The organism is Xanthomonas sp. CFBP 8445, assembly GCF_025666235.1.
GTDB lineage: Bacteria > Pseudomonadota > Gammaproteobacteria > Xanthomonadales > Xanthomonadaceae > Xanthomonas_A > Xanthomonas_A indica.
In genome coordinates this window covers 1845916-1868346 of the sequence record NZ_CP102594.1, presented here as the reverse complement: position 1 = coordinate 1868346, position 22431 = coordinate 1845916, and the positions used below count along the sequence as shown (strand labels likewise).

Sequence of the window (22431 nt, the reverse complement as noted above, 5' to 3'; positions counted from 1 at the left end):
AGACCTGCGCCCGCGCGCCGGCACGGGTAAACTAGCCGGCTTCCTTTCCACCCGCCTGGATTAAGCGCCATGCCCGGGACCGTCCTGCATCCCCTGCCCGCCGCCGCACCCGCGCCGGTGCGCGGCAAGCTGTACATCAAGACCCACGGTTGCCAGATGAACGAGTACGACTCGGCCAAGATGGCCGACGTGCTCGCCGCGTCCGAAGGTCTGGAACTGACCGACAACCCCGAAGAAGCGGACGTGGTCCTGGTCAACACCTGCTCGATCCGCGAGAAGGCGCAGGAGAAGGTGTTCAGCCAGCTCGGCCGCTGGAAGGCGCTGAAGGCCGGCGGCAAGCCGGTGATCATCGGCGTTGGCGGCTGCGTGGCGTCGCAGGAAGGCGAGGCCATCGTCAAGCGCGCGCCCTACGTGGACCTGGTGTTCGGCCCGCAGACCCTGCACCGGCTGCCGGAGCTGATCCGCGCGCGGCGCGAATCGGGCAAGTCGCAGGTGGACATCAGCTTCCCCGAAGTCGAGAAGTTCGACCGCCTGCCGGAGCCGCGCGCCGAAGGCCCGTCGGCCTTCGTGTCGATCATGGAAGGCTGCTCCAAGTACTGCTCGTTCTGCGTAGTGCCCTACACCCGCGGCGAGGAGATCAGCCGGCCGTTCGAGGACGTGCTGGTGGAAGTGGCGCAACTGGCCGCGCAGGGCGTGCGCGAGATCAACCTGCTCGGCCAGAACGTCAACGCCTACCGCGGCCCCTACGCCGACGCCGAGGCCGGCGAGGAAGCGCAACATGCCGACCTGGGCCTGCTGATCCGCAGCATCGCGCAGATCGAGGGCATCGGCCGCATCCGCTTCACCACCTCGCATCCGCTGGAGTTCAGCGACTCGCTGGTGGAGGCCTACCGCGACGTGCCGCAGCTGGCCAACTACCTGCACCTGCCGGTGCAGGCCGGCAGCGACCGCATCCTCAGCGCGATGAAGCGCGGCTACACCGCGCTGGAGTTCAAGCAGAAGATCCGCAAGCTGCGCGCGGTGCGTCCGGACATCTCGATCAGTTCGGACTTCATCGTCGGTTTTCCCGGCGAGAGCGACGCCGACTTCGACAAGACCATGAAGCTGATCGAGGACGTGGGCTTCGACCAGAGCTTCTCCTTCATCTATTCGCGGCGCCCGGGCACGCCCGCCGCCGACCTGGAAGACGACACCCCCGAGGCGGTCAAGCACGCGCGGCTGGCGCGGCTGCAGGCGCACATCAACGCGCATGCGCAGCAGATCTCGCAGGGCATGATCGGCAGCGTGCAGACCGTGCTGGTGGAAGGTCCGTCGAAGAAGAACCCGGCCGAGCTGACCGGCAAGACCGAGAACATGCGCTCGGTGAACTTCCCCGGCCACCCGCGCCTGATCGGCCAGTTCGTCGATGTGACGATCACCGAGGCGCTGAGCAACTCGCTGCGCGGCCGCCTGCACTTGGCCGAGGACGACGCCGCGGCCCGAGTGGGCACGGCTTAGTCGAGCGCGCTGAGGAACCGTTCGCCGCGCGCGCCGATCTGCACGGCCCGCGAATCCGGCACCCGCCGCGCCAGGCCGGTGCCGAGGAGATGCGCGAGCAAGGCACTGCCCAGCGCGCCGGCGACGTGGTCGCGACGCTCGCTCCAGTCCAGGCACGGCCGGCACAGCGGCCGCCGGGAGCCGCGCAAGGCCGCCACGTCGATGCCGATCGCCGCGCACCAGGCCACGCCCGACGCGCTCAGGACCATGCCGTCGCTGCACAGCAGGTACCCGCGCGTCTCCATCTGCTGGCGCCAGCGGATCGCCAGCTCGCCGGCAAGATGGTCGTAGCACACCCGCGCCCGGCGCAGGCCGGGATCCGCCGGGCCGACCCGCCGGGTCTGTGGCGGCGCGAGTCCCATCATCGCCTCGACCGCCGCGGCAACCTGCGCATCGGCCACGCGGAAATAGCGATGCCGGCCTTGGCGCACCACCGCGAGCAGGCCGGCCTCGACCAGCTGCGTCAGATGCCGGCTGGCGGTGGACGGTGCGACCCCGCCATCCAGGGCCAGTTCCGTGGCGGTACGTGCCTGTCCGCCCATCAACGCCGCCAGCATGCGGCTGCGCGCGGCGTCGCCCAGCAGGAAGGCGACACGGGACAGCGGCGTGGCTTCGCTCATGCTTCGATTCTAGACGAAGCATGGCGCCACGCTGGCGCCTACCGTGCCTGCTCCCACACGAGGCAGGCACCATGACCGACACGCTCCACCACTACGCTTCGCAGCTGCACTGGACCGGCAACCGCGGCGGCGGCACCGCCGACTACGCCGGCTACGGCCGCGACTACACCCTGCAGGTTCCCGGCAAACCGCCACTGGCCGGCAGCGCCGATCCCGCATTCCGTGGCGACCCGGCGCTGCACAATCCGGAAGACCTGTTCGTCGGCGCCCTCGCCGCCTGCCACATGCTCACCTACCTGGCGCTGTGCGCACATGCCGGCATCCGGGTGCTGGCCTACGACGACCAGGCGCAGGGCTGGCTGGAGCTGCGTCCCGGCCGGGGCGGACGCTTCCGCGAGGTGGCGCTGGCGCCGCGGGTGACCATTGCCGCGGACGGCGATGCGACCCGTGCGCACGCGCTGCACGCACAGGCGCACGCGCAGTGCTTCATCGCCAACAGCTGCGCGGTGGCGGTGCGCTGCGAGGCGACGGTCGTGCACGGCGAGGCGCCGGCGGAGACGCTGCAATGAAGGACGTGGAGATCCATCTCGACGATCGCCCCGGCGCACTGGCGGCGATGGCCCAGGCACTGGGCGCGGCCGGCATCAGCATCGAAGGCGGCGGCGCATGGCGCGTGGAGGGCCACGCGGTCGCGCACTTCCTGTTCGATGCTGCCGCACCGGTGCGCGACACGCTGCAGGCGCACGGCATTCGCGTCGCCGCCGAGCGCCCCGTGGTGCTGCTGCGCCTGGACCAGGAAACGCCGGGACAACTCGGCCTGCTGACTGGCCTGCTGGGCGCCGCCGGCATCGACATCGCCGTGCAGTACAGCGATCACCACGGTCAGCTGGTGCTGGTGGTGGACGATCCTGCCGGCGCACGGGCGATCGCGGACGCGTGGATGCGGACCCGTGCCGCGCGCCGCGACGGTGCGCAGCGATAAGGCCCGCCGCGACCTTCCGAAAGGCCCGCACGCCGCGGCCATGCGCGAGGCGCCGGCCGGATGGCTGCGGTTTTTTTCGCCACCACAGGGCGGCGCCTTGCGTGGCAAGGCGTTCGCTCGGTTGTCCACAGGCTTTCGGATAATCGATCCACATCCGTTGTGGACAACGTTGCCATCGCCGCGTCGTGCGGGTCGCGGCGGGGCGCTCACAGGCCCGCAGGGCGCATTCGATCGCGCCGGCGTGCACACGCCGACGCCGTCGCCGCGCGCCCTTCACTGGCCCGGCTACGCGCTGCGCGCTACCCTTTGCGCCCCTCGTTTTCGACGCTGCCGCTGGCGGCGTGCGCCCGCCATGACCACCCCTGCGCAACGCGACTTCACCCTGGATCCCGCCGACACCGAACGCCTGGCCAACCTGGCCGGTCCGTTCGACGCGCACCTGCGGCAGATCGAACTGCGCCTGGGCGTGGAGATCTCCAACCGCGGCAACGTGTACCGGGTGACCGGGCCGGAGCAGGCGGTGGCGGCGGCCGAGCGGCTGCTGCAGGCGCTGTACGCCGAGGCCGACCACGTCGTCTTCGACGACCAGGAAATCCACCTGCGGCTCAGCCAGTCCAATGTCGACCAGGTGGCGCAGCGCGCCTACCAACCGCAGGAGGTGGCGATCAAGGTCAAGCGCGGCACGGTGCGCGGCCGCGGCGCCAACCAGGCCAAGTACCTGCACCAGATCGCCACCCACGACATCAACTTCGGCATCGGCCCGGCCGGCACCGGCAAGACCTTCCTGGCCGTGGCCAGCGCGGTGGAAGCGCTGAACGAATCGCGGGTGCAACGGCTGATCCTGGTGCGCCCGGCGGTGGAAGCCGGCGAGAAGCTGGGCTTTCTGCCCGGCGACCTCAGCCAGAAGGTCGACCCCTACCTGCGCCCGCTGTACGACGCCCTGTACGAGATGCTGGGCGTGGAGAAGGTGGTCAAGCTGCTGGAGAAGAACGTCATCGAGATCGCGCCGCTGGCGTACATGCGCGGACGCACTCTCAACGACGCCTACGTGATCCTGGACGAAGCGCAGAACACGACCATCGAGCAGATGAAGATGTTCCTGACCCGCCTCGGCTTCGGCAGCACCGCCGTGGTCACCGGCGACCTGACCCAGATCGACCTGCCCAAGCACGTCAAGTCCGGCCTGCGCGATGCCATCGAGGTGCTGCACGAGGTGGACGGGGTCAGCTTCACCTTCTTCGAGGCGCGCGACGTGGTCCGGCATCCGCTGGTGGCGCGCATCGTGAACGCCTACGAGAAGCGCGACGTCGTCGACCGCGCCAGCGGCCCGTCGGCGTGATCCGCACATGGCCGGCGCTGCTGGGAACGCTGCTCGGCGTCGCCGGCAGTGCCGGCGGCCACACGCCCGAGCGGACGCCGGCGCAGGATCCGGCGCCGCACCGCGTCGCCCTGGCGCAATCGCTGACCGCGCCGTGCGTGTCGATCGTGCAGGACAGCGCCGTCATCGGCCTGCCGCGCGACGTCCTCGAACGCGCGGCAGCCATCGCCCGCGCCGCGCCGACCGCGCCACACGACGACGAAGCGCGGCGCCTGGCCTGGATCGCCGGCACCCGGGCCCAAGCCCTGCTCGATGCGGCCGACGCCGCCGGCGTGACGCGCGACCGCTTCGGCTGCAATGCGCTGGCCTATAAGCAAGTGCCGGCCGACAGCCTGTACCTGGTCGGCGATCTGCTCGCACACGGCCAGGCCGCGGTATGGCTCCCGGCCTCGGCGCGCTTCGCCGCCACGGTGGAGATCCGGCGCGACAATCTGCAGTGCCAGCGAGGCCCGATGGGCAGCGTGGCCTACCGCGTCGACGACGAAAAGACCCCGTTGCTGTTCCTGGTCGCCTGCGTGACCTGAGCCGCACACCGCGCACACCGACCACCTGTGCGGTTCGGTCGCGCCGCGCATGCGGGAACGCTGGTGCGAGGCAAGCCCGCCTCAGCGCCGAGGACGCAAGGTCGCCCTGAGCCGTCGCTCGCGCGATACTGTGCCCCCCACCGCTGTACTCGGCCGTCTGCCATGACCAAAGGTCCCGTCCGCCTCGATGTCGGCGTCAGCTACGCCCTGCCCCGTGCCGGGCTGCCGGCGGCGACGAGTTTCCGCAAATGGGTCGCCGCGGCGCTGAAGGGCCGCATCCGCGAGGCCGACCTGGCGATCCGCCTGGTCGACGACCGCGAAGGCCGCGCCCTGAATCTGCACTACCGCGGCAAGGACTACGCCACCAACGTGCTCAGCTTCCCGGCGGAACTGCCCGAGGGGCTGCCGAAAGGCGTCAAGCTGCCGCTGCTCGGCGACTTGGTGATCTGCGCACCGGTCGTGGCACGCGAAGCCGCCGAACAGGACAAGCCGCTCAACGCGCACTACGCGCACCTGACCGTGCACGGCGTGCTGCACCTGCTCGGCTGGGACCACGAGGACGATAAGGAGGCCGAGGCGATGGAGCAACTGGAACGCGAGATCCTCGCCGACCTCGGCGTCTCCGATCCCTACGCAGGCGAGCGCTGATCCGAGATCCCACGCCCTCTGCCACGACCGACCCTCACCCCAACCCCTCTCCCGGCGGGAGAGGGGTTCGGTGTGCCGCCCACCTCCCCGTGCTGGTCAAGCGCAGGCGCCGGCGGTAACGTGGCCGCGCGGCGATCGCCGCAGTCCGCTTTCCTTCGAGGTTCCGTGCGTTGATCCGTCCCTCGCTCGTCCTGCTCGCGCTGGCCTGCGCCGCTCCGGCGGCGGCCATCGCGACGCCACCCGCGCCGCCCGCTGCAGCACCTGCCGCCACTGCGGCCGTCGATCCGCCCATCGATCTGCCGGCGCTGCTGGAATGCCGCCAGCACGTGGCCGACTTCACCGCGCTGGCGCCGCTGCTGGCCGATCCGCTGAAGGCGGTGGCGCACGGCTGGCGGCCGCTGCCGCAGTCCAACCTGTTCATGACCGAATACGCGCTGACCCGGCCGATCCAGGTGTTCGGCTACAGCAGCGAGCGCATCGCCTTTTCCGGCGCCAGCGTGATGGCGATCCTGGACCTGCCCGACCCGCGGCCGCTGGCCAAGCGCCTGAACCTGGAAGCGGCGGTGGACACCCCGGACAAGGCCATGTTCGGCCGCGAAGTGCTCAGCCGCGACGTGCGCGACCCCAAGACCGGCGAGCCGATGATCGAGTCGATCATCCTCAGCGTGTCCACGGTGAAATCGCACCCGGGCAAGACCCTGGCCGGCTGCAGCTACAGCCTGGATCTGCCCGAGGAGCCGGGCGCGCCGCCGGCGCCGGACGTGCTGCACACGCCGCCCAAGGGCGGCTGAACCCGGACCGGCAGGCCGTCGACGGCCTGCGGCCGGCGTCGCGATGCTGTCGCGACCGCCCTGTTAGACTTGCCGTTACCGCCCGTTCGACCGGGCGCCTACCCACAGAACATGTCAGAAGACGGACCGAGTAGCTCCTCCCCGGAATCCCACGAAAAGCGCCGCGGCTGGCTGGAACGCCTGACCTCGGTGTTCTCCGGCGACCCGCACACCCGCGACGATCTGGTCGAGGTGCTGCGCGACGCGCAGCACGATGGCCTGATCGCCGCCGACACGCTGCGCATGATGGAGGGCGCGCTGTCGGTCTCCGAGCTCACCGTCGGCGACGTGATGGTGTCGCGCGCACAGATGGTGTCGCTGTCGGTGGAGGCGCGCTTCCTCGACCTGATGAAACAGGTGGTCGAATCCGGCCATTCGCGCTTCCCGGTGCACGGCGAGAACAAGGACGACATCCTCGGCATCCTGCTGGCCAAGGACCTGCTGCGCGGCGTGGTCGCCGACCACGGTCCGGGCACGGTGCGCGAACTGCTGCGCCCGGCGGTGCTGATTCCCGAATCGAAGAAGCTCAACGTCCTGCTCAAGGAGTTCCGCCTCTCGCGCAACCACATGGCGATCGTGGTCGACGAGTACGGCGGCGTGGCCGGCCTGGTCACCATCGAGGACGTGCTGGAACAGATCGTCGGCGACATCGACGACGAGCATGACGACGCCGAGGACGAGGCCTCCCTGATCGCCGCGCAGGCCGATGGCCAGTACGTGGTGGACGCGCTGACCCCGATCGAGGATTTCAACGAGCGCTTCGGCGCCGACTTCCCGGACGACGACTACGACACCGTCGGCGGACTGGTCACCGAGGCGATCGGCCACCTGCCCGAGACCGGCGAGGAACTCACCCTGGGGCGGTTCGCATTCCGCGTGGCGCGCGCCGACGCGCGCCGGGTGCAGGCCTTCCACGTCACCATCCTGCCGCCCGCCGCGCAGGACGGCGCTTGAGCGCGCGCACCGTGCCGCGCGCCAGCGCGGCGTGCTGGCTAGGAATGTTGCTGGCGCTGTGGGCCGGGTTGGCCTTCGCGCAGACCCCGTCCGCGGATCCGGCGGCCCCGCCGCCGCTGGCCGCCGCGCCGACGCCCACGCCGCCCCCAGGGGCCGCGACCGCCGCAGCCGACGCCAGCGACCCGGCGCCGCGCATCGGCGTGGCCACGATGCAGCCCGGCGAAGTGTTCTTCGAGCGCTTCGGCCATGACGCCATCGTGGTGCTCGACCCGCGCACGGGCCAGGCCACCTCGTACAACTTCGGCTTCTTCGACCCCAGCGAACCCGGCTTCGTCGGCCGCTTCGCCGCCGGCGACATGCGCTACTACCTGGTCGCGCTGCCGCTGCAGGAGGACCTGGAGCAGTACCGCGAAGCCGGCCGCGGCGTGGATATCCAGTGGCTGGACCTGGCGCCGGCGCAGGCGCGCGCGCTGCAGCAGGCGCTGGCCTGGCGTGCGCGCCCGGAGAACGCGCGCTACCGCTACGACTACTACACCGCCAACTGCGCGACGATGGTCCGCGACGCGCTGGACCGGGCCATGGGCGGCGCGCTGCACGCGCAGCTGTCCGGCCGTTCGCGCGGCAACACCTATCGCAGCGAATCGGTGCGCCTGGCCTCGCCGGCGCCATGGATGTGGCTGGGCTTCGACCTGGGCCTGGGCCCGTACGCCGACAAGCCGCTGTCGCGTTGGGAAGAGGCCTTCGTGCCGATGCGCCTGGCCGAGAGCCTGAACGAGGTGCGCAACAGCGCCGGCCGCCCGCTGGTGCAGGCGCGCCAGCAATTGCTGCCGCAGCGGCTGCCGCCGGAACCGCCGGAACAGCTGCGGCACTGGTGGCCTTGGCTGCTGGTCGGGCTGGCCGCGGCGGCGGGCGTGCTCGCGCTGGGCCGCCGGCCGCGCTGGCTGGCCGCGCTGGCGCTGCCGTTCTGGCTGCTGTGCGCGCTGGGCGGTGCGGTCCTGCTGTATCTGTGGGGCTTCAGCGAGCATCGCGCCGCCTGGGGCAACCGCAACCTGCTGTTGCTGGATCCGCTGTGCCTGCCGCTGCTGGTCGGCGGGCTGGCGATCCTGCGCGGGCGCCGCCCCGGGCGCTGGTTCGACGTGCTGCTGTGGCTGGTGGTGGCCCTGGCCGGCGCCGCGCTGCTGATCCACTGGCTGTCGATGCTGCAGCCGCAGTTCAACCTGCAATGGATCGCGCTGTTGCTGCCGGTGCACGCGGCGCTGGCCTGGGCGCTCACCCGCCCTCGCCCGCAGCCCTGATACCGTCCAGCCACCTCAGCACGCGCGCCTGCGCCGAACCCGATCCCGCCATGGCCTCCGCGACCGCCAATCCCGCCTGCGTCATCAACTGCGTGCACTACGACGGCCACGGCCGTCGCCACGACATCGCCCTGGAGCAGATCAGCGACGTGCTGGCCGGCCACGACGACGGCTTCGTCTGGGTCGGCATGTACGAGCCCGGCGACGCCGTGCTGCAGCAGCTCAAGGAAGAGTTCCAGCTGCACGAACTGGCGATCGAGGACACCCGCAAGGCGCACCAGCGGCCCAAGGTCGAGGCCTTCGGCAACTCGCTGTTCCTGGCGGTGCACACCGCGCAGGTGATCGACGAGCGCATCGTCTATGGCGAAACCCACGCCTTCCTCGGCGAGCGCTTCCTGCTGACCGTGCGCCATGGCGCCTCGCTGCCCTACGCGCCGGTGCGCGAGCGGCTGGAACGCGAGGCGTCGCTGATGCAACTGGGCCCGTCCTACGCGCTGTACGCGGTGCTGGACTACGTGGTGGACAACTACCAGCCGATCCTGGACGCCTTCCGGCAGAGCCTGGAGCGGCTGGAGGCCGACATCTTCGCCGAGTCGTACCGACGCGACACCGCGATCCGCCTGTACGAGCTCAAGCGCGAGCTCAACCAGATGCGCCTGGCGGTGGCGCCGCTGCAGGACGTGCTGGCGCACCTCAAGCGCCACCCCGGCCCGCTGATCGCCGAGGAAGTGCGGCTGTACGTGCGCGACGTGCTCGACCACGCGGTGCGCACCAACGACGCCATCGACACCCTGCGCGAGATGCTCGGCACCGCGCTGAGCGTGAACCTGTCGCTGGTCACCCTGGCGCAAGGCGAGACGGTCAAGCGCCTCGGCGCCTGGGCTGCCCTGCTCGCCGCCCCGACCCTGATCACCAGTTGGTACGGCATGAACTTCAAGCAGATGCCGGAACTGGACTGGCCCTGGGCCTACCCGCTGATGGTCGGCGGTGTCGCCGCGGTGTGTGTGGCGCTGTATGTGGCGTTCAAGCGGGCAAGATGGCTGTGAAGCCAGGATTGGGGAGTGGGAAGTGGGGATTCGTTGAAGGGGTGCGCTGCGCCTGACGGTTTAACGCCTGGGTTGCACGGGATGCATCAGCGGAGGGGATCCGCATTTGCGAATCCCCAATCCCAACTCCCGAATCCCCGCCCTCAAGCCACGTACACCGACTTGATGTTCATGAACTCGTGGATGCCGTGCTCGGCCAGTTCGCGGCCGAAGCCGGAGCGCTTGATGCCGCCGAACGGGAGGCGCACGTCGCTCTTGACGATGGCGTTGACGAAGGCAGCGCCGCACTGCAGCTGGCAGGCCACGCGTTCGCCGCGGGCGCGGTCGGCGGTCCAGACGCTGCCGCCGAGGCCGAAGGTGGTGTCGTTGGCCACGCGCACGGCCTCCGCCTCGTCGGCCACGCGCAGGATCGCCGCGACCGGCCCGAACAGTTCCTCGTCGTAGGCCGGCATGCCTGCCGCCACGTGGTCGAGGATCGACGCCGGGTAACCGGCGTGGCTGCCACGCTCGGGTTCGCACCCCAGCAGCGGCTTGGCGCCCTTGGCGATGCTGGCCTGCACCTGCTTGTGCAGTTCGTCGCGCAGGTCCTGGCGCGCCATCGGCGCCAGCGTGGTCGCCTCGTCCTGCGGGTCGCCCAGGCGCCGCTCGGCAGCGGCGGCAACGAAGCGGCGCACGAACTCATCGGCGATCGCCTCCACCACCACGAAGCGCTTGGCCGCGATGCAAGTCTGCCCGGCGTTGTCGAAGCGCGACTTCACCGCCGCGGCCACGGTGGCATCGAGGTCGGCGTCGTCCAGCACCACGAAGGCATCGCTGCCACCCAGTTCCATCACGCACTTCTTCAGCTGCCCACCGGCGTTGGCGGCGATGGAGCGGCCGGCGCGCTCGCTGCCGGTCAGGGTGACCGCAGCCACCCGCGCATCGCGCAGCACCTCGGCGGCCTGGTCGTTGTCGATGTGCAGCACGTCGAACACGCCGGCCGGCAGGCCGGCGTCGGCGAGCACCTTGTCGATCGCGTCGGCGCAGCGCGGCACGTTGCTGGCGTGCTTGAGCAGGGCGACGTTGCCGGCCATCAGCGCCGGCGCCAGGAAGCGGAACACCTGCCAGATCGGGAAGTTCCACGGCATCACCGCCAGCACGCAGCCCAGCGGTTCGTAACGCACGTAGCTGCGCTGCGCGTCGGTGGCCACCGGCTGCGCGCGCAGGTACTCGGCCGCATGCTCGGCGTAGTAGTCGCAGGCGGCGGCGCACTTGTCGAGTTCGGCCAGGGCTTCCTTGCGCAGCTTGCCCATTTCCGCGGTCATCACCCGCTGGATCGCGTCGCGCTGTTCGCGCAACTGCGCGCCGACCTTGCGCACCAGCGCGCCACGCTGCTCCAGCGGCGTCGCCGCCCAGCTCGGGAATGCCTGCGCGGCGGCGGCCAGCCGCTGTTCCACGGCAGCGGCATCCATCAGTTCGAGACTGTATTCGACCTGGCCGGTGGCCGGATTGACGGTGTCGTAAGGCATCGCGCGGACTCCTGGAAAAATGTCCGCTCAGCCTAGCGCGGTGGAGGTTGCGGCAGCGTGGCGATGCTGTGGAGCGCGATGGCTCACAGTGTTCCGCCATGTCCGTAGGAGCGGCTCTCGTCCCCTTTTCGGGATCAGCCGCGGCCGGGACCTTCCGGCAACGCCCCGTCGCGGCTGAAGCCGCTCCTACGTGGAGCAAGGCAATGCCCTAACCCACCTGCTGCTGGGCGAGCTGAAGATCGCGCTGACGCCGCTTCTCGCTGCGCGCCATCAGCCACCAGCCGATGACGGCGGCGATCGACACCGCCAGCACCATCAACGTGGCCAGCGCGTTGATCTTGGGCTTCAGGCCCATGCGCACCGACGAGAACACGGTCATCGGCAGCGTGGTCGAATCCGGACCGGCGACGAAGTTGGCGATCACCACGTCGTCCAGCGACAGGGTGAACGCCAGCAACCAGCCCGACACCAGCGCCGGCGCGATGATCGGCACGGTGATCAGGAAGAACACCTTGAGTCGGTTGGCGCCCAGGTCCATCGCCGCCTCTTCCAGGGAGCGATCCAGTTCCTGCAGGCGCGAGGACACCACCACGGTAACGAAGGACAGGGTGAAGGTGACATGCGCCGCCCAGATCGCCATCACGCCCTTGGGCGGGATGCCGAGCACGCCGCCCATCGACACCAGCATCATCATGATCGACAGGCCGATGATCACCTCCGGCATCACCAGCGGTGCGGTCACCAGCGCGCCGAACAGGCTCTTGCTGCGGAAGCGGCGAAAGCGCGTCATTGCCATCGCCGCCAGCGTGCCGAGCACCATCGACGCGGTCGCGGTCCAGAACGCCACCTTCAGGCTGATCCACGCCGCCTGCAGGATCTGCCGGTCGCGCAGCAACTCGCCGTACCACTTGGTCGAGAAGCCGGCCCACACCGTCGCCAGCTTGGAGGCGTTGAACGAATACACCATCAACAGCAGGATCGGCAGGTACAGGAAGGCGAAGCCGGCGCCCAGCACCGTCCAGCGCAGCACCGTGCCCATGCCGCCGCGCGCGCCGCTCATGCCTGCCCGCCTTCGAGCTGGCGCTGCTGGTAGCGGTTGAAGATCAGGATCGGCACCATCAGCAGCGCCAGCATCGCGATCGCCACCGCCGAGGCGGTCGGCCAGTCGCGGTTGTTGAAGAATTCGCCCCACAGCACCCGGCCGATCATCAGCGTATCCGGGCCGCCGAGCATTTCCGGGATCACGAACTCGCCCACCGCCGGGATCATCACCAGCATGCAGCCGGCGACGATGCCCGGCCGCGACAATGGCAGGGTCACGGTCAGGAACGCCTTCCACGGTGGCGCGCCGAGATCGTAGGCGGCCTCGAGCAGGCGCTGGTCGAGCTTGACCAGGGTCGCATACAGCGGCAGCACCATGAACGGCAGGTAGCAGTAGACGATGCCGATGTAGGCGGCGACCGGGGTGTAGAGGATGTGCAGCGGCGCATCGATCAGGCCCAGCGCCAGCAGCGCCCGGTTGAGCACGCCGTTGCTGTCGAGGATGCCGATCCAGGCGTAGACGCGGATCAGGAACGAGGTCCACGACGGCAGCACCACCAGCATCATCGCGATGTTGCGCGCCGACGGCGACAGCCGCGCGATGGCGTAGGCCATCGGATAGCCGATCAGCAGGGTCAGCGCGGTGGAGATGCCGGCGATCTTGATCGAGCCCCAGTAGGCCTCGATGTACTGGTGATCGCGCAGCAGCGCCAGGTAGTTCTGCAGGGTCAGCTTCAGCGTCAGCGCGCCATCGCGGATCTCCAGCAGCTCGCTGTACGGCGGGCTGCGGATCGCCTGCTCGGCGAAGGAGATGCGCAGCACGATCAGGAACGGGATCGCGAAGAACAGCAGCAGCCACAGGTACGGCGCCGCGATCACCAGCCAGCGCAGCGCCGGCAGCGAGCCCAGGCGCACGCGCTGCGGCAGGCCCAGCCGCGGCGTCGGTTCCGGCGGCACCGGGACGACGGGCGCGCTCATGCGGTCAGCACCACGCCGTCGTTGTCGTCCCACGACACCCACACCGCGTCGCCCCAGGTCATGCCTTCGCTGTCCCAGCGCTTCTGGTTGGCGAAGTTGGATTGCACGCGGATGCCGCTGGGCAGGCGCACATGGAAGATCGAGTGGCTGCCGAAATAGGCGATGTCCTCGATGGTGCCGCGCGCCTTGTTGTAGGTCTGCTCGGGTTCGCCCTTGGTGATCCAGACCTTTTCCGGGCGCACCGCGAACGCCACCTCCTGCCCCTCCACGCCGGTGATGCCGTGACTGATGTAGATCGGCACCGGGAACTGCGGGCACAGCACGGTCACGTGGTCGGGGTGGTCCTGGTCGATCCGGCCCTCGAACATGTTCACCGAGCCGATGAACTCGGCGGCGAAGCGGCTGTTCGGCGACTCGTAGATGTCGCCCGGCGTGCCGACCTGGCGGATGCGGCCCTGCTCCATCAGCGCGATGCGCGTGGCCATGGTCATCGCCTCCTCCTGGTCGTGGGTGACCATCACGCAGGTCACCCCCGAGGTCTCGATGATGGACACCAGTTCCAGCTGCATCTGCGAGCGCAGCTTCTTGTCCAGTGCGCCCATCGGCTCGTCCAGCAGCAGCAGCTTGGGCCGCTTGGCCAGCGAGCGCGCCAGCGCCACGCGTTGCTGCTGGCCGCCGGAGAGTTGATGCGGCTTGCGCTTGCCGAGCGTGCCCAGCCGCACCAGCTCCAGCATCTCGCCGACGCGGCTGGCGATGGCGCTGCGCGACAGCCCGTCCTGCTTGAGGCCGAAGGCGATGTTCTGCTCCACGCTCATGTGCGGGAACAGCGCATAGGACTGGAACATCATGTTGAGCGGGCGCCGGTACGGCGGCAGCCCATCCAGCGGCTCGCCGTCGAGCACGATGCGACCGCGACTGGGCTGCTCGAACCCGCCCAGGCAGCGCAGCAGCGTCGACTTGCCGCTGCCGGAGCCACCGAGCAGCGCGAAGATCTCGCCCTGGCCGATGTCCAGGTCGATGTCGTCCAGCGCGACGAACCCGTCGAACTCCTTGCGTAGCCCGGCGATGGACACATAGCCGGCCCCCTTGGCCGGCGGCTGCGCCGGCAGATGGTCGGTTCTCGCTTCGCTCAACGCCATCGGTGATTCCCCGTGAAGCACGCCGTCGTGCGGAGCGCCGATGCAGCGGCGACCGCGGCGCGGTGATCTTCAGTGTAGCTGTGACGGCGTGGGATTCGGGAGTCGGGATTGGGGATTCGCAAAAGCGGTGCGCGCCTACTGCGTCGTGGTCGGCGCCGGTGCCTCCGGTGCCGCCCAGCCCAGGCCCAGGCTCTTCTGCAACGCGACGTAGCGCAGCAGCACCTGGGTATGCGCCTGCAGCGCGCTGTCCTGGGCCGAGGCCTGCTGGCGCTGCACGTCCAGCGCATCGATCAGCGACGACGCGCCGGCGGCATAACGCTGCTGCAGCAACGCGGCGGAACGATCCGCCGACGCCGCGGCCTTGTCCGCCGCCAGCGCCTGCTGGCGCGCGGCGCCGAACCGCGCCAGCGCGCCGTTGGCGTCCTGCAGCGCGGCCAGCACCGTGCCCTCGTAGGCGGCCAGGCGCGCATCGTTGCCGGCGCGGGCCTGCTCGACCTTGGCGCGGGTGGCGCCGAAGTCGAAAATCGACCATTGCAGGAACGGCGCCACCACGCTGTTGACCGCATCGCGGCCGAGATCGCCCGGCGAGGTGGCGGCCATGCCGATGTTGCCGAGCAGCCGCACTTGCGGGAAATACGCGCTCAGCGCTTCGCCGATCTGCGCCGACGAGGCGGCCAGCTGGCGCTCGGCGCGGCGCACGTCCGGGCGCCGGCGGATCAGCGCGCCGGCATCGTCCACCGGCACCGTCGCCGGCAGCGTCGGCAACGGCCGGTCCGCGGCCAGTTCGGCATCGAGCGCGCCCGGCTCGCGGCCGATCATCAACGCCAGTTGGTCCAGCGCCACCTGCGCCTGCGCCTGCAGATCCGGCAGCACCGCTTCCTGCTGCTGCAACTGCGCCTGCGCGCGTTCCACCTGCAGGTCGGCGTCGGCGCCGCGCTCGCGGCGCTGGCGGGTCAGTTGCAGGGTCTGCCGGGCGGCCTCCAGGTTGCGCTGGGCCACGACCATGCGCGCACGGGTGCTGCGGTAGCCCAGGTAGGCCTGCCCCACTTCGGCGGCGATCTGTACCTGGGTATCGGCAAGGTCGGCCTCGTCGGCCTGGGCGTCGGCCAGCGCGCCTTCGCTCGCGCGGCGGCGGCGGCCGAAGAAATCCAGTTCCCAGCTGGCATCGATGCCGACGCTGTAGAGCTGCATGCGCGGATCGATCTCCACCGGCTGGCCGGTGCCGGCAGCGATGCTGCCCAGGCGGTCGGTCAGCGCATCCGGCGCGCGCGCGTTGAGGTAGGCCGCGTTGGCACCGACGCTGGGCAACTGCTCGGCGTGGCGCTGGTCGACCAGCGCGCGCGAGGCACGCAGGCGCGCCTGCGCCACCCGCAGGTTGGGGCTGTGCTGCAGCGCCTGCTCGACCAGCATGCTCAGCTGCGGGTCGTGCAGGGTCTCCCACCAGCGCTGCGGCGGCGGCGCCGGCACGACGCCGGCGGCGGCGGCCGTGGCATCGGCGCGATGCAGCCGCGGCTGCGCCAGCGCCGCCTCGGCCACCGGTGGCGGCTTCACGTAGTTCGGGCCGAGCATGCAGGCCGACAGCAGCGACGGCAGCGTGGCGGCGACGAGAACGCGGGAGAAACGCTGGGCCATGGAATCCTCAATGCATCGCGAGCGGAGCGCCGCCCTTGGGCAGCGGCTTGAGCAGGAACGCCAGCGGGATCGTGCAGACCACGATCACCCCGAAGATCCAGAACAGGTCGTTGTAGGTCATCACCAGCGCCTGCTGCTGCACCAGCCGCGCCAGTTGCGCCAGCGACTGCATCGCCGCGCCGGCGCCGGAGGCCGACTGCAGCTGCGCGGCGATACCGTGCAGGTAGTCCTGCGCCAGCGGCGAATTGGCGGTGGTGCCGCTGCCGAGCATCTGCGTGTGGAACACCATGCGCCGCTCCTGGAAGGTGGAGATCAGCGCCAGCCCGATCGAGCCGCCCATGTTGCGCGCGGCGTTGAACAGGCCGGACGCATCGCCGGCCAGGTCCGCCGGCACCGAGGAGATCGCCGCCTGGTTGAGCGACATCATCGCCAGCGCCAGCCCGCAGCCCTGCAGCAGCTGCCCGGCGACGAAATGCATGCCGACCGATTCGGCGGTCAAATGCATGTTGACGAAACAGGCCGCGGCGAAGCAGCTCAACCCGCCCAGCACCAGCACGCGCACGTCCACCGTGGTCAGCAGCTTGGGCATCATCGGCATCAGCAGCACCGTGGGAATGCCCGACAGCAGCACCACGTAGCCGGACTGTTCGGTGTTGTAGCCGGAGATCACCGCCAGGAACTGCGGAATCATGTACATGACCCCGAACAGGATCATGCCCACCGCCATCACCATCACGAACACCGCGCCGAAACTGCGCTGCAGCAGGATCGACAGGCGGATCACCGGCTGCCGGCTGAGGAATTGCGAGGCCACCAGGGCGATGAAGCCGACCAGCGAGACCACGCTCAGCAGCACGATCTCGGTGGACTCGAACCAGCGCTCGCGCTGGCCCTCCTCCAGCACCACGGTCAAGGCGCCCAGCCCGGCGGTGAGGCCGAAGATGCCGAGCCAGTCGGCGTCGAGCAGGCCGCGCAGATACATGCGCTCGTGCGGCAACCCGAGCAGCAGCAGCGCCACCAGGCCGGCGCAGACCGGCACATTGAGGAAGAACGCGTAATGCCAGCTCACGTTCTCGGTGAGCCAGCCGCCCAGCAGCGGCCCGATCACCGGGCCCAGGATCACGGTCATGCCGAACAGCGCCGTGCCCAGGGTCTGCTGCGCCGGCGGCAGGCGCGTGGCGACGATGGTCAGCGCCGTGGGGATCAGCGCGCCGCCGGCAAAGCCCTGGCCGACGCGGCCCAGGATCATCATGGTCAGGCTGTTGGACAGCCCGCATACCACCGAGAAGAAGGTGAACAGCAGCGCGCAGATCAGCAGGAAGTTGCGCAGCCCGAGGGTGCGCACGAACCAGCCGGTCAGCGGGATCATCACGATCTCGGCGACCAGGTAGGAGGTCGAGATCCAGGTGCCCTCGGTGCCGCTGGCGCCGACCTCGCCCTGGATGGTCGGCAGCGCGGCGTTGACGATGGAGATGTCCAGCGTCGCCATGAACGAGCCGATGGTGCCGGCGGCCACCGCCAGCCAAGCGCCGGTGTCGGCCTTCTGCGGCGCCTGCGCGCCGGCCGCCGCGGCCGCTTCGCTCACGGGTTGCGCCCGCGCGGGGCGACCGCATCCTGGCCCTGCGCGTCCTCCTCCTCCACGCGCTCCTTGGCGTCCTTGGCACTGCGCGTATCCACCGTCACCGTGACCGACATGCCCGGCACCAGCACCTTGCGCGCCTCGGCACCGGCCTTGATGCGGATCCGCACCGGCACCCGCTGCACCACCTTGGTGAAGTTGCCGGTGGCGTTCTCCGGCGGCAGCAGCGCGAACTGCGAACCGGTGCCGGGCGCGATGCTCTCGACCACGCCGTCCAGTTCCACGCCGGACAGCGCATCGACCTCGATCCGCGCCGGCTGCCCCGGCCGCATCAGCCCGACCTGGGTTTCCTTGAAGTTGGCGCTCAGGTACAGCGCCTCCACCGGCACCACGCTCATCAGCCTGGTGCCGGCCGCGACGAACTGGCCGACCTGCACGGTCTTGTCGCCGATGCGGCCGGCGATGCGCGCGGTCAGGCGGGTGTCCTCCACCGCCACTTCCGCCTGCGCGGCATCGGCCTGCGCCTGCACCAACGCGGCCCGCGCCTGGTCGAGCTGGGCGCTGGTGCCCTGCACCTGGCTCTCGGCGGCGACCACCTGGGCCTTGGCCGCGTCGAACTGCGCCTGCGCGCGGTCGCGGTCGTGGAGGATGCTTTCGTAGTGTTCGTGGGTGTCGGCGCCGGACGCGGCCAGCGGCCCGAAGCGCTTGGCCTCGCCCTGGGCGAAGCGCAGGCTGGCGGCGGCCGCGGTCACCTGGGTGCGCGCCTGCAGCAGGCTGGCGCGCTGCGCCTGCAACCCGGCCTCGGCGGCGGCGATGTCGGCCTGGCGCACCGCGATGGCGGCCTGCGCCTGTTCCAGGGTGGCGCGGTAGGTGCGCGGGTCGATCTCCAGCAGCGGCTGCCCGGCGGCGACGGTCTGGTTGTCGCGCACGTACACCGCGGTCACGTAGCCGTTGACCCGCGGCGCCACCGCCACGGTGTCGGCCTGCAGATAGGCGTTGTTGGTCTCCTGCAGGTAGCGGCCGGTGGTGAGGTAGTAGATCAGCCACACCAGCAGGCCGATCACCACCACCAAGCCGATCAGCAGCAGGGTCCATTTGACCTTGGGGTTCTTCAGCGGCGACGGGGTATCGGACTTGCCGGCGTCGTCGCCGCCCGCGCCATCCCGGCGCGCGTCATCCCGGCGCTTGCCGGCCTGGCCCTGGTCGTCATGGGCGTCGTGCGCGGCGGCCTGCCGCGGCGCCTGCGAGGAGTCTGGGTCGTGGTTGCTCAAGTCGCTGATTCCTGGGGAGAGGAAGAACGTCGCCGGGTCGGGACGGCGGGCCACCAGACGGTAGCGTACGCCGCATCGGCGCATTATTTGTACCGGTGGGTACAGGGTGTGTGAGCATCGGGTGGCAGGCGGGCTCTAGGCGTCTGCGCGATTGCGGACGGGGTGCAGCGCGCCACCCGGCCGCTTGCTTCGCGCGAACGGTTTTCAGGCCTGTCATCCCGCTGGAACCCAGGTGCGGGGCGGCCTTCAACCGCGCGACGAGGCGCTATCGGGAAGGCCGATCGCGGCTGAAGCCGCTCCTACGGGAGCGGACTTGCCCTGGCCGATACCGGCCGGGGGCGCTTGCCGGCGTGGTATCTGCGTGCACCAACAAAACCCGTAGGAGCGGCTTCAGCCGCGACGGGCGACGATGCAATGCGTCGCAGGCAGCATCGCGTCGGGACTGAAGCCCCTCCCACAACGGTGCTGGTGCTTGGCATGGCCGGTTTGGGCAAGCCCGACGCGCCTGCCCAAGTCAACAACGAGGCGTTACCCGGCCCCCTGAGGCCAGCCGCTCAACGACCGGTCTTGATCTCGGTCCACAGGCGGGTATACAGCTTGTCCACCTCGGGGGGGTTGATCGAGTAGGTGAACATCTTCGCGGCCACTTCCGGCGGCGGATAGATGGTCGGGTCGTTGCGGATCGCCGCGTCCACCAGTGGGGTCGCCTGCGGCACCGGGTTGGCGTAGTGGATGAAGTCGGTATTGGCCGCGGCCACCTTCGGCGTCAGCAGGTAGTTGATGAACGCGTAGGCGTTGTCCGGATGCTTGGCGTCCTTGGGGATGGCCAGCATGTCGAACCACTGCGGCGCGCCTTCCTTGGGAATCGAATAGGCCACATGCACGCCGTTCTTGGCTTCCTCGGCGCGATCGCGCGCCTGGATGATGTCGCCCGACCAGCCCACCGCCAGGCAGGTGCTGCCGTTGGCCAGCGAGGTCACGTATTGCGAGGAGTGGAAGTTCTGCACGTACGGGCGGATGCGCTTGATCAGCGCCGCGGCCTGCTCGATCTTGGCCTGGTCTGTGGTGTGCGGATCCTCGCCCAGGTAATGCAGCGCGATCGGGATCAGGTCCGAGGGCGTGTCCAGCAGGGTCACGCCGCAGTCCTTGAGCTTGGCCAGGTTCTCCGGCTTGAACACCAGGTCCCAGCTGTTGGCGATGTCGGTGCTGCCGAATGCGGCCTTGACCTTGTCCACGTTGTAGCCGATGCCGGTGGTGCCGACCATGTACGGCACGCCGTACTTGTTGCCTGGATCCTGCTGCGCGATGCGCTGCATGATCTGCGGATCGAGATTGGCCAGGTTCGGGATCTTGCTCTTGTCCAGTGGCAGGAACACGCCCGCCTGGATCTGCCGGCCGAAGAAGTTCAGCGTCGGCACCACCACGTCGTAGCCGCTGCCGCCGGCCAGCAGCTTGGTCTCCACCATCTCGTCGCTGTCGAAGACGTCATAGGTGACCTTGATGCCGGTCTGCTTCTCGAACTCGGGAATCGTGTTCTCGGCGATGTAGTCCGAGTAGTTGTACACGTTGAGCACCTTCGCCTCGCCCTGCCCCGCCTTGTCCGCGTCGCTGCCGGAACCGCCGCAGCCGGCGAGCAGCGCCGTGGCCAGGGATAGAGTGAGCAGTCGCAAGGTCATGGCAGGTCTCCGCAGGTCCATGGGCAAGAGTGGGAAGGATCCGCGCCGCGTGCCGGATCCGGGGTAGACGCTCCAGACTACCCAGCGCCGGGCTATTTGCCCAGGGCCTGCGCCGTGTCCTCCAGCGCCAGCCAGGCCTTGTCGAACAGTTCGTCGACCTGGGCGCAGCTGAGGATCAGCGGCGGCGACAGCAGCATCGCGTCGTTGGTGGCGCGTAGGATCAGGCCACGGCGCAACGCGTTGTCGCGGCACAGCGCGCCGACCTTGCCACGCTCGGGGAAGGAGTGCCGACGCGGCTTGTCCGGCACCAGCTCGAGCGCACCGATCATGCCGACGATGCGCGCCTCGCCGACCAGCCGATGCTCGCCCAGCTCGGCCCAGCGCTGCGCCAGGTACGGCGCGATCTCGCTGCGCGCGCATTCGACGATGCCCTCGTCCTGCAGCAGGCGCAGATTCTCCAGCGCCACCGCCGCGCACACCGGATGGCCGGAATAGGTGCAGCCGTGCGCCAGTTCGCCGCCCTGCTCTTTCAACACCGTGGCCACGCGCGTGCCGAACATCGCCGCCCCGAGCGGGATGTAGCCGGAGGTGATGCCCTTGGCGATGGTCATCACGTCCGGCTGGAAGCCGAAGTGTTGCGCCCCGAACCATTCGCCGGTGCGGCCGAAGCCGCAGATCACTTCGTCGGCGACCAGCAGCACGTCGTAGCGGCGGCAGATGCGCTCGATCTCCGGCCAGTAGCTGCGCGGCGGGATGTACACGCCGATCGCGCCCATGATCGGTTCGCCGATGAACGCGGCCACCCGCTCCGGCCCCAGTTCCAGGATCTTGTCCTCCAGCCTGCGCGCGGCCAGCAGGCCGTACTCCTCCGGGTCCATGTCGCCGCCGTCGCCAAACCAGTAAGGCGGATCGATGTGGTGGATGTCGGGGATCGGCAGGCCGCCCTGGCGGTGCATGCCCTTCATCCCGCCGAGGCTGGCGCCGGCCATGGTGGTGCCGTGGTAGCCGTCGTGACGGCCGATGAAGATGCTCTTCTGCGGCTGGTCCTGCACGGCCCAGAAGTGCCGCACCAGGCGCAGGATGGTGTCGTTGGCCTCGGAGCCGGAGTTGGTGAAGAAGGCATGGTCGAGGTCGCCCGGCGCCAGCTCGGCGAGCTTGGCGGCCAGGCGGATGGTGGGTTCGGTGGTGCACTGGAAGAAACTGTTGTAGTACGCCAGTTGTTCCATCTGCCGCGCGGCGGCCTGGCCGAGCTCCTTGCGCCCGTAGCCGACGTTGACGCACCACAGGCCGGCGAAGGCGTCGAGCAGTTGGTTGCCTTCGGCGTCCCAGACGTAGGCGCCGTCGCCGCGGGTGAGGATGCGGGTGCCTTTCTGCGCCAGGGCGCCGTTGTCGTTGAACGGGTGCAGGTGGTGCGCGGCATCCAGGTCCTGCAGGGCGCGCGTGTCGATCGGGTTCATGTCCACTCCAAGGTTGTTACCCAAGCCGCCGCAGCGGCAAGTACTGCTGTGCTGTCGCCGTGCATCTTGCTGTTGCTCTTGCTGTTGCTCTTGCTGTTGCTCTTGCTGTTGCTGTTGCCTCACCGGGTTCCCTTCCGAAGCGGCGGCCGTGCCGGGGAAAAACCCCGAAGGGGCGGCGCACATGGACGTGCGCCGTTCGCGGCAGGGGCAGGATGCCCCTTCCGCGAATCCCCGGCACGGACGCGGACCCGGAGCGCGTTAGCGCGGAGGGCGCGAGGCAGGGCGCGCTTTCTTTTGGTTACCTTTTCTTTGCGCGAGCAAAGAAAAGTAACTCGCC

At 69.7% G+C, this 22431-nt stretch carries 20 protein-coding genes; 10 read left to right on the top strand and 10 right to left on the bottom strand.

Translation table 11 applies throughout. The features are described 5' to 3' along the window. Nucleotides 1-69: 69 nt before the first annotated feature. Nucleotides 70-1497, top strand: a complete 1428-nt coding sequence (gene miaB, locus NUG21_RS07855; RefSeq protein WP_019798437.1) for a tRNA (N6-isopentenyl adenosine(37)-C2)-methylthiotransferase MiaB — start codon at nucleotides 70-72, stop codon at nucleotides 1495-1497. Here the strand turns inward: miaB and NUG21_RS07850 are convergent. Beyond that, on the bottom strand, nucleotides 1494-2156 hold the full coding sequence (locus NUG21_RS07850) for an ArsR/SmtB family transcription factor (RefSeq protein ID WP_160945899.1): 663 nt from the start codon (nucleotides 2154-2156) through the stop codon (nucleotides 1494-1496). The two genes, miaB and NUG21_RS07850, sit on opposite strands and share 4 nt — an antisense overlap. 71 nt (nucleotides 2157-2227) lie before the next feature. Here NUG21_RS07850 and NUG21_RS07845 point away from each other — a divergent pair, with 71 nt between their 5' ends. From NUG21_RS07845 to NUG21_RS07805, 9 genes are all read left to right on the top strand, one after another. Next, nucleotides 2228-2725 (top strand): OsmC family protein, encoded by a 498-nt coding sequence (locus NUG21_RS07845; protein WP_263392742.1) that lies wholly within the window; start codon nucleotides 2228-2230, stop codon nucleotides 2723-2725. Continuing rightward, nucleotides 2722-3138, top strand: coding sequence for an ACT domain-containing protein (locus tag NUG21_RS07840; protein ID WP_263392741.1), 417 nt, complete (start codon nucleotides 2722-2724; stop codon nucleotides 3136-3138). The genes NUG21_RS07845 and NUG21_RS07840 overlap by 4 nt, the downstream gene beginning before the upstream one ends. A 352-nt stretch (nucleotides 3139-3490) precedes the next feature. Further along, on the top strand, nucleotides 3491-4477 hold the full coding sequence (locus NUG21_RS07835; protein ID WP_263392740.1) for a PhoH family protein: 987 nt from the start codon (nucleotides 3491-3493) through the stop codon (nucleotides 4475-4477). Next, complete coding sequence (locus tag NUG21_RS07830) at nucleotides 4474-5040, top strand: hypothetical protein (RefSeq protein ID WP_263392739.1); 567 nt, start codon at nucleotides 4474-4476, stop codon at nucleotides 5038-5040. Before NUG21_RS07835 ends, NUG21_RS07830 begins: the two co-directional genes overlap by 4 nt. 162 nt (nucleotides 5041-5202) lie before the next feature. Then, complete coding sequence (gene ybeY, locus NUG21_RS07825) at nucleotides 5203-5688, top strand: rRNA maturation RNase YbeY (protein ID WP_019798395.1); 486 nt, start codon at nucleotides 5203-5205, stop codon at nucleotides 5686-5688. Between the two features lie 227 nt (nucleotides 5689-5915). Further along, nucleotides 5916-6479 (top strand): hypothetical protein, encoded by a 564-nt coding sequence (locus tag NUG21_RS07820; protein WP_263393056.1) that lies wholly within the window; start codon nucleotides 5916-5918, stop codon nucleotides 6477-6479. Nucleotides 6480-6590: 111 nt separating this feature from the next. Further along, nucleotides 6591-7472 carry a CorC family transporter gene (locus NUG21_RS07815; RefSeq protein WP_160945894.1) on the top strand — a complete coding sequence of 294 codons (882 nt, stop codon included), beginning with the start codon at nucleotides 6591-6593 and terminating at the stop codon, nucleotides 7470-7472. After that, nucleotides 7469-8767 (top strand): lipoprotein N-acyltransferase Lnb domain-containing protein, encoded by a 1299-nt coding sequence (locus NUG21_RS07810; protein ID WP_263392738.1) that lies wholly within the window; start codon nucleotides 7469-7471, stop codon nucleotides 8765-8767. Before NUG21_RS07815 ends, NUG21_RS07810 begins: the two co-directional genes overlap by 4 nt. Nucleotides 8768-8817: 50 nt before the next feature. Continuing rightward, nucleotides 8818-9813, top strand: a complete 996-nt coding sequence (locus NUG21_RS07805) for a magnesium and cobalt transport protein CorA (RefSeq protein WP_019797394.1) — start codon at nucleotides 8818-8820, stop codon at nucleotides 9811-9813. A gap of 143 nt (nucleotides 9814-9956) precedes the next feature. Here the strand turns inward: NUG21_RS07805 and NUG21_RS07800 are convergent, their stop codons facing one another. The 9 genes from NUG21_RS07800 to NUG21_RS07760 form a co-directional block, all read right to left on the bottom strand. After that, nucleotides 9957-11321 (bottom strand): NAD-dependent succinate-semialdehyde dehydrogenase, encoded by a 1365-nt coding sequence (locus NUG21_RS07800; protein ID WP_263392737.1) that lies wholly within the window; start codon nucleotides 11319-11321, stop codon nucleotides 9957-9959. A 208-nt stretch (nucleotides 11322-11529) separates the two neighbouring features. Beyond that, on the bottom strand, nucleotides 11530-12381 hold the full coding sequence (locus NUG21_RS07795) for an ABC transporter permease subunit (RefSeq protein WP_019796637.1): 852 nt from the start codon (nucleotides 12379-12381) through the stop codon (nucleotides 11530-11532). Continuing rightward, entirely contained in the window at nucleotides 12378-13340 is a 963-nt protein-coding gene (locus NUG21_RS07790; RefSeq protein ID WP_263392736.1) for an ABC transporter permease subunit, read from the bottom strand. The genes NUG21_RS07795 and NUG21_RS07790 overlap by 4 nt, the downstream gene beginning before the upstream one ends. After that, nucleotides 13337-14479 (bottom strand): ABC transporter ATP-binding protein, encoded by a 1143-nt coding sequence (gene potA / locus NUG21_RS07785; RefSeq protein WP_160945889.1) that lies wholly within the window; start codon nucleotides 14477-14479, stop codon nucleotides 13337-13339. The genes NUG21_RS07790 and potA overlap by 4 nt, the downstream gene beginning before the upstream one ends. 135 nt (nucleotides 14480-14614) lie before the next feature. Continuing rightward, a complete protein-coding gene (locus NUG21_RS07780) occupies nucleotides 14615-16111 on the bottom strand; it encodes an efflux transporter outer membrane subunit (protein ID WP_263392735.1) in 1497 nt (498 codons plus the stop codon). A 7-nt stretch (nucleotides 16112-16118) separates the two neighbouring features. Beyond that, nucleotides 16119-17600, bottom strand: a complete 1482-nt coding sequence (locus NUG21_RS07775; protein ID WP_242084627.1) for a DHA2 family efflux MFS transporter permease subunit — start codon at nucleotides 17598-17600, stop codon at nucleotides 16119-16121. A gap of 92 nt (nucleotides 17601-17692) precedes the next feature. Beyond that, on the bottom strand, nucleotides 17693-18961 hold the full coding sequence (locus tag NUG21_RS07770; RefSeq protein ID WP_263392734.1) for an HlyD family secretion protein: 1269 nt from the start codon (nucleotides 18959-18961) through the stop codon (nucleotides 17693-17695). Nucleotides 18962-19515: 554 nt separating this feature from the next. Beyond that, a complete protein-coding gene (locus NUG21_RS07765; RefSeq protein ID WP_242084368.1) occupies nucleotides 19516-20637 on the bottom strand; it encodes a polyamine ABC transporter substrate-binding protein in 1122 nt (373 codons plus the stop codon). A 92-nt stretch (nucleotides 20638-20729) separates the two neighbouring features. Then, nucleotides 20730-22094 (bottom strand): aspartate aminotransferase family protein, encoded by a 1365-nt coding sequence (locus tag NUG21_RS07760; RefSeq protein WP_263392733.1) that lies wholly within the window; start codon nucleotides 22092-22094, stop codon nucleotides 20730-20732. Nucleotides 22095-22431: the final 337 nt, after the last annotated feature.